General features: G+C 68.1%; 14 protein-coding genes. 3 read left to right on the top strand and 11 right to left on the bottom strand.

Annotated elements, in window-relative coordinates; translation table 11 throughout:
• Positions 1-6: 6 nt before the first annotated feature.
• The 4 genes from Poly30_RS24745 to Poly30_RS24730 form a co-directional block, all read right to left on the bottom strand.
• The gene (locus Poly30_RS24745) at positions 7-408 is read right to left on the bottom strand and encodes a hypothetical protein (RefSeq protein WP_145203978.1); all 402 of its coding nucleotides are present in this window, start codon (positions 406-408) and stop codon (positions 7-9) included.
• Positions 409-501: 93 nt separating this feature from the next.
• The gene (locus tag Poly30_RS24740; protein WP_419190632.1) at positions 502-1,269 is read right to left on the bottom strand and encodes an ABC transporter ATP-binding protein; all 768 of its coding nucleotides are present in this window, start codon (positions 1,267-1,269) and stop codon (positions 502-504) included.
• Positions 1,266-2,015: a hypothetical protein gene (locus Poly30_RS24735; RefSeq protein WP_145203972.1), complete on the bottom strand. Its 750-nt coding sequence runs from the start codon at positions 2,013-2,015 to the stop codon at positions 1,266-1,268. The genes Poly30_RS24740 and Poly30_RS24735 overlap by 4 nt, the downstream gene beginning before the upstream one ends.
• Before the next feature lie 42 nt (positions 2,016-2,057).
• Entirely contained in the window at positions 2,058-2,327 is a 270-nt protein-coding gene (locus tag Poly30_RS24730) for a hypothetical protein (protein ID WP_145203970.1), read from the bottom strand.
• A gap of 87 nt (positions 2,328-2,414) precedes the next feature.
• On the opposite strand from Poly30_RS24730, the gene Poly30_RS24725 reads away from it, so the two are divergent.
• Positions 2,415-3,434: a pentapeptide repeat-containing protein gene (locus Poly30_RS24725; RefSeq protein WP_419190631.1), complete on the top strand. Its 1,020-nt coding sequence runs from the start codon at positions 2,415-2,417 to the stop codon at positions 3,432-3,434.
• Here the strand turns inward: Poly30_RS24725 and Poly30_RS24720 are convergent.
• Positions 3,415-4,608 (bottom strand): TIGR03087 family PEP-CTERM/XrtA system glycosyltransferase, encoded by a 1,194-nt coding sequence (locus Poly30_RS24720; RefSeq protein WP_419190630.1) that lies wholly within the window; start codon positions 4,606-4,608, stop codon positions 3,415-3,417. The two genes, Poly30_RS24725 and Poly30_RS24720, sit on opposite strands and share 20 nt — an antisense overlap.
• Positions 4,609-4,702: 94 nt before the next feature.
• On the bottom strand, positions 4,703-6,364 hold the full coding sequence (locus Poly30_RS24715) for an aspartyl protease family protein (protein WP_419190629.1): 1,662 nt from the start codon (positions 6,362-6,364) through the stop codon (positions 4,703-4,705).
• 185 nt (positions 6,365-6,549) lie between these two features.
• Here Poly30_RS24715 and Poly30_RS24710 point away from each other — a divergent pair, with 185 nt between their 5' ends.
• Together Poly30_RS24710 and Poly30_RS24705 are read left to right on the top strand one after the other, a co-directional pair.
• Positions 6,550-8,586, top strand: a complete 2,037-nt coding sequence (locus Poly30_RS24710) for a hypothetical protein (protein ID WP_145203958.1) — start codon at positions 6,550-6,552, stop codon at positions 8,584-8,586.
• Positions 8,587-8,828: 242 nt separating this feature from the next.
• On the top strand, positions 8,829-10,400 hold the full coding sequence (locus Poly30_RS24705) for a PQQ-dependent sugar dehydrogenase (protein WP_145203955.1): 1,572 nt from the start codon (positions 8,829-8,831) through the stop codon (positions 10,398-10,400).
• Between the two features lie 51 nt (positions 10,401-10,451).
• On the opposite strand, the gene Poly30_RS24700 is transcribed toward Poly30_RS24705, so the two are convergent.
• Genes Poly30_RS24700 through Poly30_RS24680 form a run of 5 tightly spaced genes read right to left on the bottom strand, consistent with a single transcriptional unit; the run spans position 10,452 to position 14,394 of the window.
• The gene (locus Poly30_RS24700; RefSeq protein WP_145203952.1) at positions 10,452-10,913 is read right to left on the bottom strand and encodes a 2-thiouracil desulfurase family protein; all 462 of its coding nucleotides are present in this window, start codon (positions 10,911-10,913) and stop codon (positions 10,452-10,454) included.
• Complete coding sequence (locus Poly30_RS24695; RefSeq protein ID WP_145203949.1) at positions 10,910-11,554, bottom strand: IMPACT family protein; 645 nt, start codon at positions 11,552-11,554, stop codon at positions 10,910-10,912. The genes Poly30_RS24700 and Poly30_RS24695 overlap by 4 nt, the downstream gene beginning before the upstream one ends.
• Entirely contained in the window at positions 11,551-12,375 is an 825-nt protein-coding gene (gene truA, locus Poly30_RS24690; RefSeq protein ID WP_145203946.1) for a tRNA pseudouridine(38-40) synthase TruA, read from the bottom strand. Before truA ends, Poly30_RS24695 begins: the two co-directional genes overlap by 4 nt.
• Positions 12,372-13,079, bottom strand: a complete 708-nt coding sequence (locus tag Poly30_RS24685; protein ID WP_145203943.1) for a 2OG-Fe(II) oxygenase — start codon at positions 13,077-13,079, stop codon at positions 12,372-12,374. Before Poly30_RS24685 ends, truA begins: the two co-directional genes overlap by 4 nt.
• A gap of 43 nt (positions 13,080-13,122) precedes the next feature.
• The gene (locus Poly30_RS24680) at positions 13,123-14,394 is read right to left on the bottom strand and encodes an ABC transporter permease (RefSeq protein WP_419190628.1); all 1,272 of its coding nucleotides are present in this window, start codon (positions 14,392-14,394) and stop codon (positions 13,123-13,125) included.
• Positions 14,395-14,502: the final 108 nt, after the last annotated feature.

Genomic DNA, 14,502 nt, shown 5'->3' with positions numbered 1-14,502 from the left:
AAGCCCTCATCCACGCTCCGAGTCGGTCCCACCCGACGGACGCACCATCCAGAACGTCGCGAGGATGAACAGGCCGAACGGGATGAGGAAGGCAGGCACGAGCGCCGTGTTGCCGAGGAGTTTCGCGGCTGCCGCCACCGGGTCCGACACGGGCACGTCGAACCAGGAACTCTCCGTCCCGGCGGCACGATCGCGTAGTTCCCACTCCAGGACGGACAGCGTCGAAAGGTACCCCAGGCACGCGTTGCCAGCGACCCACGCGTAGAGAGCGGCGTGCAGCAGCCGAAGCGGCAGTCGCCGAAGCCAGTGCGCCCGTCTTCGAAAGACGACCAAGAGCGGGAAGCCCAGGAGAAAGAGCGCGATCCCGTGCTGTGCCCAGCGGACCACGTCGGCAAGCATTGCATCCATGACAGGGAGGGTAAGCTCACCGGGCAGCGCGGACACCGCAAGTCGTTCGAAGCGCCCCGATCAGCCGGGGTGATGGATCGGGCTTCCGGCCGGCTAACCCAGCAGCGCTTTTGCCTTCGCTTCAGGATCTTCCGTCGCAGTCAGGGCGCGGAACACCTCTTCCAGCGTTCCATCCGAGCCGGACTTGGCGCGCAGGTCGCTCAGGGCGCCAACGGTCACCAGCTTCGACTTCGCAAGGACCGCCACGCGGTCGCAGACGCGCTCGACCACGTCGAGCAGGTGCGAGGTGTAGAGGACCGCGCCGCCGCGGTCGGCCCAGCCGCGCAGGACGGCTTTGAGCATCGAGGCGCTCGGCGCGTCGAGGCCGCTCAGGGGTTCGTCCAGGACGAGGAGCGTCGGGCGGGGGAGGATGGCGCAGGCGAGGGCCGTCTTCTGGCGCATGCCGCGCGAGAACGTGCCCACGGGATCGTCGATACGGTCGCCGAGGTCGAGGTGGCCCATCAGGCGCTCGCCCTCGGCCTTCGCCTCGGCGTCCGTCAGGCCGTGGAGGCGGCCCACCAGCATCAGGTGCTGGCGCGGCGAAAGGTTCGGGTACATCGGCGCTCCGTCCGGCACGTAGCCCAGCGCGCGCCGCGCGGCCATGGGCTCGTCGGTCACCGAGTGCCCGGCGATCGAAACGGTTCCGGAGGTTGGGGGGAGGAGACCGCAGAGCATCCGCACCGTGGTCGTCTTGCCCGCCCCGTTCGGGCCGACGAGGCCGAGCACCTCGCCGGGCCTCACGTCGAGGCTCAGGTCATCGACGGCCACGAAGTCCCCGAAGGACTTCGTGACGGTCGACAGCGAGGCGATGGGCTCGCTCACGCCGTGAGGAGCTCTTCGAATTCGTCGGGGTGCACCGAGATGCCGGTCGCTTCCGCGAGCTTCTCGACGATCTTGTCACGCTGGGGCTTGGTCGCGTACTTCACGCCCTTCGCGTCGGCTGCGGAGCCGCCGCCGCACATCACGATGACCTCCTGGGGCTTGATCTCGGCGAGCTTCTCGCTCATCGCCTTGATCTCGGCGTCGGTGGTGTTGTCGAAGGGCGCCTTGTAGAGCGCGGTCTCCAGCACGAGGTGGTCGAAGTGGTGGCAGTCGGTGACGAACTTGGCGAAGTCCGGGCCTTTCTCGCCCGTGGCCGCGGTCCAGTTCTTGGCCGTGCCCCAGTCGAACTCGAGGTGCACGGCGTTGTACATCGCCAGCGTCGAGCGCAGCTCGTAGGAGCTCATATCGCGCGTCTTCGAGAAGACGAGAAGACGCGAGCGCGAGAACCACTTGTCTCGCAGCGCGCGCAGGTTCTCGGTGATCTCACGCAGGTCGGGGTGCGTCGCGGGGTCCGCGTCGCTGCCCACCACGATGATCGTCTCGACCTTGATGCCCTCCTTCGAGAGCGCGATGATCTCGCGCGCGCACGTCGTCACCACGACCGATGCACGGGGCAGCGAGCTGCCCCGTTCGACGACGAGCCCGAGCTGGGGCGAGGCGAGGTCGACGATCAGTGCACGTCCGAATCGCTTCGTGTCGCGCGGGCCATTCAGGATCTTCGAGTTCGCGTCCTTTGTCTTCGCCATCAGGCTCCTCAGGGGCTGGACGGAGAACGCCAGCCTGAATTTCTAGTCGTATTGGGCGGCGCCGCCGGTGGGCCCGCTCGAGCCCGGCATTATAGCCCAGATCACCAGGGTCAAGGCCAGTGCAGAGCGGCTTGTATGCTCGGTTGCGCTCCAGAGGAGGTACCCGGGGTCCTCTCCGGAGACGCAGCGCGCGTGGGAGAGGCGGGCCCACGTGCCCAGGGCGGCCGAGAGGGCCCAGAAGAGCAGCGCGGGCCAGGCGACCTGCCAGGCCGTCGCGTGGGGGGAAGGTGGTGGTTCTGAATGGCCGTTCACGCTTTGAGAACGGCGGGCGGCTGTGGTCGGTTACGGGCAGTGGGGTCAAGGAGGGTGATCCCTCGGGTCGATTCCTACTCCCTACCGATGGTGACTCCGCTCGATTCCCAGCTCGCTTCCGCGGGGGCCACCGCAGATCATCCCCGAGGGCCGATCTCGATGGGCGACGGGGCCCAGGCCGCCGGACCGATCCACCACGTCCGCGCGGACCTGGCCGGCTACGATTTCTCCGGCTGCGACCTCCGGGGCGTCGATTTCACCGGGGCGCACCTCGCGGACGCGATCTTCGTCGAGGCCGATCTGACCGGGGCGATTCTCGACGACGTTCACGCGGAGAGCGCTGACTTCAGCCGCGCCCGCCTGTCAGGGGCCTCGCTCCGACGCGGGCACTTCTCCCATGCGCGGTTCTCTGGCGCCCAGCTCGTCGACGCCGATGCCACGGCGGCCTTCATGGACGAGGTGGAGTTCGTCGGCGCGAGCGTTCGGGGAACCGTTTTCGCCGTCGCCCGCCTCCAGGCGACGCGCTGGAACGAGGCGGATCTCACCGGGGCCGATCTGCGCCGCGCCGATCTCTCCAGAGCGGACCTCGCCGAAGTCACGGTCCATCACGCTCGGTTCGACGACGCGGACCTCTCGGGCGCACGCCTCTCCCGCGTCGCCGGTTTCCGCCGCGCCAGCTGGCTCGGTGTGGACGCCGCCGCGCTCGACCGCCGCGGTGCCTGCTTCGTACACGACTTCATCGAGGACCAGAACTTCCTCACCGAGTACCGCAGCCAGGGCCCAGCCTATGAGTGGACGTATCGACTCTGGTGGCTCACGAGCGACTGCGGGCGCAGCGTGACTCGATGGGGGATCTGCAGCGGCGTGCTCGCCGCCCTCTTCGCTTTTGCCTACACCCAGGTCGGCATCGACTACGGTCACCACGAGACCGCGCTCTCGCCGCTCTACTTCAGCGTCGTGACCCTGACGACCCTCGGATTCGGCGATGCCGTCCCGGCGACCCTCGCCGCCCAGGCGATCGTCATGTGCGAGGTCGTGATCGGCTACGTGATGCTTGGCGGTCTGCTCTCGCTGATCTCGAACAAGCTCAGCCGACGGGCTTCTTGAGCGTGCGGACCCGGTCGATCATGTCGTCCAGCGGCCTGAGGCACGTTTCCCAGTCGTAGGTCCCCTCGACGAACTCGCGTCCCCGGTCGCCGAGCGCGCGCGCGCGTGCCGGGTCCTTCAGGAGTTCCACGACCCTGGCCGCAAAGGCCTCGGCCGTGTCAGCGACCAGGAAGTCCTGCCCTGGCGTGCCTTCGACGCCCTGCGTGGCGCTCGTCGTTCCCACCGTGGGCAGCCCCATGGCGAGCGCTTCCAGGACCTTGTTCTGGATGCCGCGGGCGACCCGCAGGGGAGCCACGCTCACCGCCGCCTTCTTCAGGTACTCGCGCGGATCATCGACGAAGCCGGTGACCTCGATCGCGTCGCGGGAGCCCAGCGCGAGGACCTCGGCCGTCGGCTTCGAGCCCACGATCGTGAAGCGCGCGTGCGGAACCTCCCTGCGAATGAGCGGGAAGATCTCGTTCGCAAACCACACGCACCCGTCGACGTTGGGGAAGTAGTCCATCACTCCGATGAAGACGAGGTGTCCATCCTCGGCAGCGTCGGGGCTCGGCTGGTAGTGATCCAGCGCGACGCCGTTCCGCATCACGGTCGAGGGGCAGCCCGGGATCTCCTTCTGGAAGATGTCCTCTTCCAGCGGCGTGCAGAACACGTTGGTGATCGTCTCGTGGGAGATCTTGCTCTCGAACGCGCGCAGCGTCTTCCATTCGCGGCGGTACACCACGCTCATGGGGAAGCGGTGCTTGTCCGCGTACTGGCGCCACTTGTCGGAGTCGAGTTCGGCGAAGTGCATCACCCAGGGGACGCCCTTGCCCGTCAGGAAGGCACCCATGGACGACGAGAACGCGTAGCCGAGGTCCATTTTCGGAAGGAGCTCGTTCACCTGGCGCTCCAGTTCCTTCGAGCTGAAGACCCCGAGCGTGAGCGGCTTGTTCGTCAGCAGCAGCGGCAGCGACCGGATCTTCTGCGACCGCTCGTTGTGGGGGATCGCGATCGTGCGGATTCCCTTCTCCTCGTTCAGCACCCTGGCCGCGTCCAGGTCCGCCTGGTCGTGGGCGAAGGCGACGATCGTGAGGTCGTGCTCCCGTGAAAATCGCTCGCAGATCCGCCAGGTGGAGATCTTGTCGCCGCGATTCGGAGGATAGGGGACGCGCTGGGCGAGGAAGAGGATGTTCACGCGGAGAGTCAGAACGGGGCTACCGGGGACGGTAGCCGGCAAGGGTACGACTTGGGCTCGCCCCGGGCGACCATGGACAGCGCTTCCTCTGCGGCTACTGGAAAGCGATGCGGCCCGCCGAGACGTCGAGCACGACGCTGCACCCGCGGAGGCCACGCGTGCCCAGGTTCCCCGCGATCCACGGGTCGCTCAGGGGGCCGGGGGCGCTGCTTCGGAGGAGCGTCACCTCGGGGCGCTGGAGGATGAGGCTGGCCTCATCCCCCGGAGCAATACTGCCGCCCGCGGACGCAGGAGTGGGGTTCCCGAGGACGATCGCTTCCAGCGTGCTGCGCCAGCCGAGAACGGTCCCGAAGGCGCCTTCGAGCCGCGTCGCACGGAGCTGGGCTCGGTCGCCGACGAGGTCGAACTCGCGGGACGCCCACTCCGCGATGGTGATCGTGTCGTCGGAACCGGTGTCGATCCTGAACCACAGGGTTCGGCTCACTCTCCCTTCCTTCGTGAGCTGGCCTCCGATGCACGGCGAAGATCCGTCCTGCTGGAGCGGGACCCAGCGCAGCCCTCGGCGCTCGAAGCCCCGCGGATCATGGAGGGTGACGCGGCCTCGCGGCTCGTCCAGGGTGACGACGGCGCGCTCGAAGAGGGGGGCTCCGAGAATCCCGGCGACCTCGAAGCCCGCGCGGGCGGAGAGGAAGCTGGTGTCGACGGTGACGAGCCTCGGCCTGGACTGGGTCAACGGGCCGACCGCCAGCGTCGTCGCCTCCGTCCAGCGCCCGGCGCCGCCTCCGCTGACGCCCTGCAGCTGGGCGACGCTACCCGTCGCGAGCTCGAGGGTTTCAGCCAGCTCGACGTGGATGGCGTGCGAGCTGAAGCCGGTGTCGAGGAGCATCCAGGCCTCCTCGTGATCGTCGATCCTTGCGCGGACGTAGAAGCGGCCCCCCTGATCCACGCGCGCTTCCACGGGCTTCCCGCGACCGCCGGCGGCCGTCTCGTCGAACGACGTGTCCGTGGGAAGACTTCGTGGTGTGCCGAAGGTCCTCGGCGTCCCCCGCGTTCGACGCGCGAAGCGGTCGACGTGAACGATCGAACCGTCCACCGTTTCCGTCATCTCGTGGGGGAACCAGACGCCGTCCTCGACCCGCCAGTCGGCGAACCTTACCTCGCGCACGCGGGCGTTCCTCGTCATCGAATACGACAGCGGTCTCCGCGACGCGGCGTCGACGACGAGCGTGGCTTCCAGCGGTTCGCCCACACGCTCCAGCCGCAGCTCGATCGTGGTGGCGCCTCCCGTGGGTTCGACCGGGGTGATCGTGAAGCGTTCGTCGCCCGGGGTGAGCCAGAGGAACGTGCGGAGCCAGCCGTCGGCCAGCAGGTACTCGCGAGCGCCCAGGCCGAGTTCGCGTGAGACGCCCCGCGGATCGAGCGTCCAGGCCGCGCGGCCGTCGAACCCCTGGGCCGCCGCTGCTTCCTCGGTGCCAACGGAAAGCAGGAAGGCGCCCGTCGGCTTCAACGACAGCGTGAGCGGCCGCTCGACGCCCTCCCCCATCGCGCCGGTCCCGTCGTCCGGGCCCGGGTAGACGCGGACCCCCGCGTAGGTCAGTCCCGTACGTTCACCGAACAGCGCGTCGGTGCCGACCGCTTCCCGAATCTCCTGGAAGAGCCCGCGGGTGGGCCTCAGGACCCGGACCGGCGGGGTGACCTCGCACGCCGCAAGGCCGACGCCCGTGGCGAGAAGGAGCGTGATCTGGGCGAGGCGCACCGCGCTACGAGACCAATTCGGGCCCCGCAACTCAAAAGGAATCTCCCTTTGGGGCGCAGGGGCCCGAGAGGACTGGCGGCTCCCCGGATTGGCGCTAGCGTGGTTTTGCTTTGCCCATCGCCGTTGATGGCAACGGAAGCCACAACTCGCACCCGCACCCCCTGTGGTGCCTTTCACATCCTGCCATGAATCGTCTCTCTCTCTACGCCCTCTCGGCGTGCGTGGCCACGGCCTCCGCTGCCGCGCAGGTGCCCGCATCTGACCGCCCCGTCCCCGCGGACGCCCGGGTTCGCTTCGCCGGGATCCTCGACGTCGCGACGCAGACTCTCTCCACCGCCTCGTCGCGCAGCTTCAGCGCTCCTGTCTACGTCAACGACTCGCCGAGCGGGTTCTTCTACGACACGATCGACGGCCGCAGGATCATCGACGAGGGCCGTCTGCCGGGCCGCACGTCGACCGACATCCTCGGCACGCAAGACAGCTACACGATCACGAGCCTTCAGATCGGCTACAGCACCAACGCCACGGACCCGAGCCTCGGTGGCGCGGGCATGACCGTGGAGGTCTCGCTCTACGAGAGCTTCGCGACCTGCGGTACGCTCGGCGCGACGGACGCCCCGGTGGCCACCTACGTCGTCTCGGGACTGCCGGGCTCGCTGACCGGCAGCTCGCAGTCCGTGCTGGTCAACCTCGACCTCTCCGCGATGCCCGCCTGTCTCCGCGCGGACGGCGGCGACGGCTACTCGGACGGTGACTCGGACCGCTTCGGCTGGTCGTTCCGCATCGTGGATCCGGCCGACGCCACGGCGGCGGGCCCGCTCCTCGCCGGGGATCCAGCGAACAGCCTCGAAGGCGACGGAACGTTCTTCAGCGGCAACATCGCGACGGGGACGGGGCTCGACACCGCGGACCTGTTCGCCCAGATGGGCGCCGGCGGAATGGAGAGCTGCCTCTTCTTCGGCGGCTACCCCGCGAACCCCTTCTCGTCCTTCTACCTCGTCGCGAGCAGCGACCTCGCAGGCGACTGCATCGGCTGCGGCGTCGGTGACGACCGCTTCGAGGAGAACGACGATCTCGCCTCGGCCGCGGCCATCGGCCTCGACACCTACGGCGGCCTGATCAGCGACGCCGAGGACGACTGGTTCGTCTACACCATCCCGGCGGATACCTCGGCCACGTTCGTCATCGACTTCGTCGATGCAACGTCCGATCTCGACCTCTTCGTCTTCGACGGCGCAGGGACGGAACTCGACTCGAGCACAGGCGTCATCGACCAGGAGTCGGTGATCGTGTTCAACTGCGGCTCGTCGATGCCCATGGATGTCTACGTCCAGGTGCTGAACTTCAGCTCGATCTGCAACGAATACGATCTCTCCGTCACGGAGGGCCTCGTTCCCGGTGACGACATCCTGGAGGACAACGATAGCTGCCTGACCGCGGGCCCCTTGCCGATCGGCATCACCCGCGATCTGGTCGTCCGGCCGTTCTGCGGCTCCGAGGGCGGCGAGGACAGCGATTGGTACGCCTACACCCTGGCCGCAGGCGACTCGCTGACCGTCGACATCCTCTTCGAGGACGCCATCGCCGACATCGATCTCGTGATCTACGACGTCAGCGCTGGCTGCCCCGGCGTCTCCGTCTCGACGGGCTTCTCGACGACGGACAACGAGCACGCTGCCTTCACGAACGCTACGGCCGGACCGCTCGACGTCGTGGTGCGCGTGGATCACTTCGCCGGAGGCGTGAACACCTATGACCTCTCCGCCAAGGTGGGCCCGGCGACGATAGGCGAGCTCCTGTGCTTCGGAGAGCCGAACAGCGTCACCCCCGGCGCTCGCGTCTGCACGACGGGCAGCGACATCGCCACGGACAACCACCTGGTGTTCGACGTGACGGACCTTCCGCTCATGTCCACGGGATTCTTCATCGTCTCGCAGGACACGATCGTGATCGTTCAGCCCGGCGGCAGCGAGGGAACGCTCTGCATCGGGAGCCCGGAGATCGGACGATTCAGCTCGACGCCCCAGAACAGTGGAGCGATCGGGATGGTCACGTTCAGCCCGGATATCACGTCCATCGAGCTGAGCAACGCCACGGGAACGGTCTTCGTGACGGCGATATCAGGGGACACGTTCAACTGGCAGTACTGGTACCGCGATACGAACGGGATGGGCGTCCCCACGTCGAACTTCTCGGACGCGGTGACGCTCACCTTTCAGTGAGGCGTATCCCCGCGCCGCTCTCCACCTGAGGGGAGTGGCCAAGCCGGCGCCCGGGGCGGTACTTGCAGCCCCGGGCGCCGGGTTTTGTCTCGGGATGGGAAGCCCGTCGGTCCGGCGACTGACGTGAAGCGGAACTTAACGCACCGTCGGTTTCTTTTCAGGGCCATTCGCGATACCTGTGCCCCTGCGCGGAGGGTCTTCGCGCGCCGCTTTGCTCGACTCCTCGGGCCCGGAATTCGCCCATGCTACTCTCCCTTCCACTCTGCTTCCTCGCTCAGCAGCCCATTGCCCTCGAGCGCGTGGTGGTCCCGTCGGCTGGCATCGTCCAACCGGTGGATATCCAGTCCCGGCCCGGCGATAGTCGCTTCTTCGTCGCCGAGCGCAACGGGCGCGTGAAGATCGTGGTCGACGGAACGCCCCTCGGCCTGCCCTTCGCGGACCTCTCCGCGCGGGTCGCGGTGAACGGGGACACGGGGCTTCGATCCTTCGCCTTCGCGCCGGACCACCCGGCGTCGGGCCACGTTTTTCTCTGGTACGACGCCGAGAACGGAACCGACGGCGTCGACGGAGTGCTCGTTCGCATGACCACCATGGTGGGCAACGAGGATCGCCTCGACCCAGCGTCACTGGTGGAGGTCCTGCGCGTGCCCCAGGACGGCAAGAGCCATGGCGGTGGACACATCGGCTTCGATCCCGAGGGACGTTTGCTCCTCGGCATCGGGGACGGCAAGCCCGGCGGTGATCCCATGTGCCGCGCGCAGGACCGTTCCAACCTCCTCGGCACGATGATCCGCATCGACGTCTCGGGCGCACTGCCCTACACGATCCCGGCCGACAATCCCTTCATCGGCATGGCGGGCGTGAGGCCCGAGATCCTGCACTACGGGCTCCGGCATCCGTGGAAGTGGTGCGTGGATTCGTCCAACGGCGATCTTTGGATCGCCGACGTGGGTGAGGTCCAGCGTGAGGAGGTCGACTACATCCCCGCGGGTGGCGCTGGCCTCAACTTCGGCTGGCCCGCCGTCGAGGGGTCCACGTGTTTCACGGGAGACGGCTGCGCCGTGCACCCCGACTGCACCGAGCCCACGTTCACGGCGCCGGTCTTCGAGTACAACCACGGAATGGGTTGTTCCATCACCGGCGGCCGTGTGGCGGAGAGTACCAGCGTCCCCGATCTGAACGGAGCCTTCGTCTTCACGGACTTCTGTTCCCACAGGATCTGGTCCGCGCGCTCCGACGGTGCGGGCTCCGTGAACGTGATCGAGCACGGGGTGACGGTCTATCCCTCGGGCGCAAACCTCACGCTGCCCGTGACCTTCGGCATCGATGGTCAGGGTGAACTCCTGATCGCCGACTACGTGGACGGAGAGATCTACCGCGTGGCGCCCGCCGACTCGCTTCTGGCGATCTGTGACGGTATGCCCAACGTGGCAGGCCCCGGCGCGTCGATGACCCCCGCTGGATCGACGATCCTGTCCCGCAACGATCTCGTGCTGAACATCGCGGGCACGGCGCCCTACACGCTCGGCATCCTTTTCTACGGCCCAGGCGCCACATCGGTGCCCGCGGGCAACGGGATGCGCTGCGTGGATCCGGGCGGCCTCTCGCTCTTCCGCGCGGGCGTGCGCGTCGCGAGCGGCAGCGGAACGATGAGTTTCGCGCTGGACCTGGAGTCGCACCCGTTCAACGCGGGGCTGAGTCACGTGCAGGCCGGATCGACGTGGGTCTTCCAGGCGTGGTACCGGGACATCGGCGGCCCGCTCGGCGCCTCGACCAACTTCTCGGGAGCGATCGCGGCGCGCTTCCGGCCCTGACGCCGTCGGACCCGGCGGCGGCTTGGCTGCCAGGCCGCTATTGCCAGGCCGCTACTGGCGGCCTTCGACGCCCTCGCACTCGATCCCGGCGTCCCCCAGGAGCTGGGCCGTGACGCCCGGGCCGGGCACCACTTCTCCGTTGACGTGGGTGGCCGCGCATCCGCAGGAGGGGGAGCGCTCCTTCAGAAAGGCGCGTCGAAGGCCTTCCCGCCGACAGAGCGCCAGCGCCCCTTCCGCCCCCGCCAGGAACTCCGCCGTGACGTCCACGCCGCCGTCCGTCACGATTCGACCGCGGCCCGCCAAGACGTCGGCGGCGCTGGCCGTGAGGTCCGCAGGGGGCCGCGGGGTTCCCAGGCCACCGTGTTCCTCCGGACAGAACGGGACCGCGACGGCGCCCTCTTCCCGGAGCCGCTGGAGGAGGATCGAGTCGCGGTTGTTGCCCGCCTTGTAGGTGCAGTCGCGACCCAGCAGGCAGGCGCTCACGAGCACGCGTTCGGGTTCGGGTTCGGTCATGGTCGTCCTCGCGGCGGTACTTTTCCGGGGGCCTCGACGCTCGCGCGCGCGGCGGTCGCCTCCCGGATCGCCGCCTGGAACTCTTCCACTCGCCCGATGCCTACGCGGACCGAGAAGGTGACCTCTTCGCCGTAGTCGGCGTTCTCTGCGCCGAGCTCCCAGGCTGCCAGCACCCCGCTCACCGCCCCTGAGTCCCCGTACGCGTGGGTGCAGACGAGCGTGACCTTCACGTCGACCACCTTCAGCTCCGCCCGGTCCAGCGCCTGACCCGCCGCTCCGCCGTAGGCGCGCATGAGTCCGCCGACGCCAAGCTTCACGCCGCCGAAGTAGCGCACGACGCACGCCATCACATCCGTGACCCCGTGGCCTTCGAGCTGCAGGAGGATCGGGCGCCCCGCGGAGCCGCTCGGCTCGCCGTCGTCGTTCGAGCGCGTCTCTTCCCCTGCGCCGCCCAGCCGCCACGCCCAGCACACATGGCGCGCGTCGTCGAACTCGGCGCGGACGGACTCCAGGAAAGCCTGCGCCTCGGCTTCGGTCTCCGCAGGCGCGATGCAGGCGATGAACCGCGAGCCCTTGATCTTGTCGGGCTCGTACCGAAACGGCTCGGCCAGCGTCGTGTAGGACTCGACCGGTGCGCTCAACGGCGGCTCGCCTCGTCGGGGAACACCGGGGGCGCGTAGTAGACCTCGTCGAGGTAGAGCCCCGACGCGGGCGCGCTCCCCGGCGCCTTCCGGCGGTCCTTGGCCTTCAGGATCGACGCGAGTTCGTCCACGCTGGACCGGCCCTCTCCGACGCGCACGACCGCGCGCACGAGGTTGCGCACCATCTTGTAGAGGAACCCGTTGCCGGTGAAGACCATCTCGATGACCGGGCCCTCGCTGAACATCGAGGACTGGCTGAGCCAGCGCACCGTGCCCTGCCGGTCGAAGTTCGACTTCGACGCGAACGACGCGAAGTCATGCTCGCCTTCGAAGAGGGGCACCGCCTCGGCCATCGCCCCGAGATCGAGATCCCCGTGGACGTGCCATACGCGCCGCTCGTACTCCGGAGGCAGCTCGTCGTTCAGCCAGATCGCGTAGCGGTAGGTCTTGCCGGTGCACGAATGCAGCGCGTGGAAGTCCTCGGGAACGTTCGCCGCGTTCTCGACGATGATCGCGCCGTCCACGGTTTCCTGCAGGTACTCGTTGAGCTGACGCACGACCTCCTCGGACGGGAGACCGAGCGGGAGCCTCGTGCTCGCCACCTGTCCGACCGCGTGTGCGCCGCGGTCGGTGCGGCCGGAGCCGGCGACGACGGACGGCACGTCGAACACCTCGGCGATCGCTTCCTCCAGCGTTCCTTGCACGGTCTCCTGGTCGCGAAGCCGCTGCCAGCCGTGGAAAGGCCGTCCGTCGTAGGAGAGCAGCAGCGCCGTGTTACGGAGCTCGGCCTCGCCGTGGTCTCCTTCCTTAGGCCCTTTCATTCGCTCTCCGGTGCGTCGTCGCCCGACATCGCGCGGTTCAGGAAGAAGCCGCTGACCGAAGCGCGCACCGCATCACCGGCCGCCGCCCGAACGGGCGTCACCATGTGCGGCGCGCCGCCGAGCACCACGAGTCGGTTCGGCCTGGGCGCGATGTAGTGGCCGACGCCGAGTTCCATCAGCGCCTCGGAGTACGCCTCGTTGTCGAACCGGTGCCCCATGATCGGGAGCGCGTCGCGTCCTTCGGGCATGTCGGCGATCAAGAGTTCGCCGCCCCAGTGCGCGTTCCAGTGCGGATGCGCGTAGTAAATGTAGGCGCCCGCGTAGAGATCGTGATCGTCGCCGTGCCAGGACAGCGCCGAGCCCCGGGGGTACACGTAGGCGCGCGCCGTGACGTGGGCCCAGGCGTCGCCGATCAGATCCGCGAACTCGGGTGACTCGGCGAGCAGCGCCGCGAGCACGTGATCGAGCGCGGTCTCGCTCGGGAAGAGATCGGGCCGCTCGGGATCGTGCAGGAGCTCGGCGGTCCTCGGCGGCGTGATGATCTCCTGGCTGCCGAGCGGCACGCCATCGTCGAGCTTCCAGGCCCCCTTGGTGCGGGATACGGGCGCGAGATCCGCGAACTGGAGCATGGACCAGACGTCCGTCCAGGACTCCTCGTCCAGGAAGTCGTCGATCAAAAGGTAGGGGCGTCCGGCGCTCGTCATGGCGCAGAGGATACCAGCCCCGCCGCCACGGGAGGGTCTCCCGCTACAGGAGGTCTGGGAAGCTCGGCTCGTGCTTCTTGAAGAACCGCAGGCCGATCCAGTACGTCACGGCCGCCACCGCGGCGAACGGAAAGAGGTAGCCGAGGCTTGGCCAGATCCCGAAGAGCGTGACCTCGCGGAACATCTCGACGAACCAGTACATGGGGTTCAAGTTCAGGATCCAGCCCATCCCCGCCTTCTGAACCATGTGCGCCGGGTAAAAGATCGGCGTGGCGAACATCCAGACGGTCAGGCCGACGCCCACGAGGTGGAACGTGTCGCGCCAGAAGAGGTTGAAGGCCGCCAGGAAGGAGCTCAGGCCCACGGTGTAGAGCGCGAGCAGGGCGAGCAGGACCGGGAGCATGATGAGCGAGGGGCCCAGCGCCAGCGCGTGGTGGCGGCTGGAGTCCGCGCTCGTGTAGACGCCCGTGGCCCCGTGCGCGCCGGTGTCCTTGTCGATCTCCGCCTGCGGGAGCGCGCTTTCCGTGAGCGTGATGAGGACCGCGTCCTTGCCCGGAACCATCTCGCGGCCACCGGAGTCCGTCACGCGGATCTCGATCGTCTCGTCGCCCTCGTCGTTCAGCGCGTCGCGCAGCGGGATGATGGGGATGTAGAGCCGCGCGGACCCCGGCGGCAGCACGACCTCGTCGTGGAGCGCGAGGTAGTCGACGCCCCGGGTGGCGGTCCCGCCGTACTCCAGCTGGAAAGTGGTCGGCGTGCGCCAGGCGCGCTCCAGCGAGACGAACACCCGCGGCCAGGTGAGCACCACCGCGCCCTCTTCGTTCAGGACCGGCTCGAAGGCCTCGCCCACGGCCTCATACTCGTTCTGGCGCTCCAGCATCGCCGTCGGCGGCGACAGATACCCGAACCACACCACCGCGGCGAGCACGATGGGGAGGCCGATGCACATGTTGAGGATCGCCGAGGTCGTGATGTAGGCCGGGAACACGCTGGCCGGAAACACGACCTTCTGAAGAAGGTTCGAGTTGTCGACGAGGCAGTTCGTGCAGCGTGACACCGACTCGGCGAACGCGGTCCAGACGATGATGCCCGCGAGCATCACGAGCGCAACCTCCAGAGCCCCCTGCTCGTCGCTCCAGCGCGTCTTCAGGATGATCCGGAAGACGAAGGTGAAGACGCAGAGGTTGATCAGCGGGAAGATCACGGACCAGAAGAAACCCATGCTCGAACCGACGTAGCGCGCCTTGAGATCGCGTACGACGAAGTCCCGCAGCAAGGTGCGGTTCTCGAAGAGAGACGAGAATGGCCTGGGCATGGTTCGTGGGACGCGTCGCCGAAAAAGGGACAGGCAAGGCGCCTGGGGCGAAGAGTAACGCGCCGGGGGAGGAGAAGCAGGGCCGAGTCCCGGGCGAGCGGTCGATTC

Source organism: Saltatorellus ferox (assembly GCA_007751475.1).
Lineage (GTDB): Bacteria > Planctomycetota > UBA1135 > UBA1135.
Note: the sequence above shows the minus strand (reverse complement) of the source record. Positions and strands in the feature narration are given on the sequence as shown.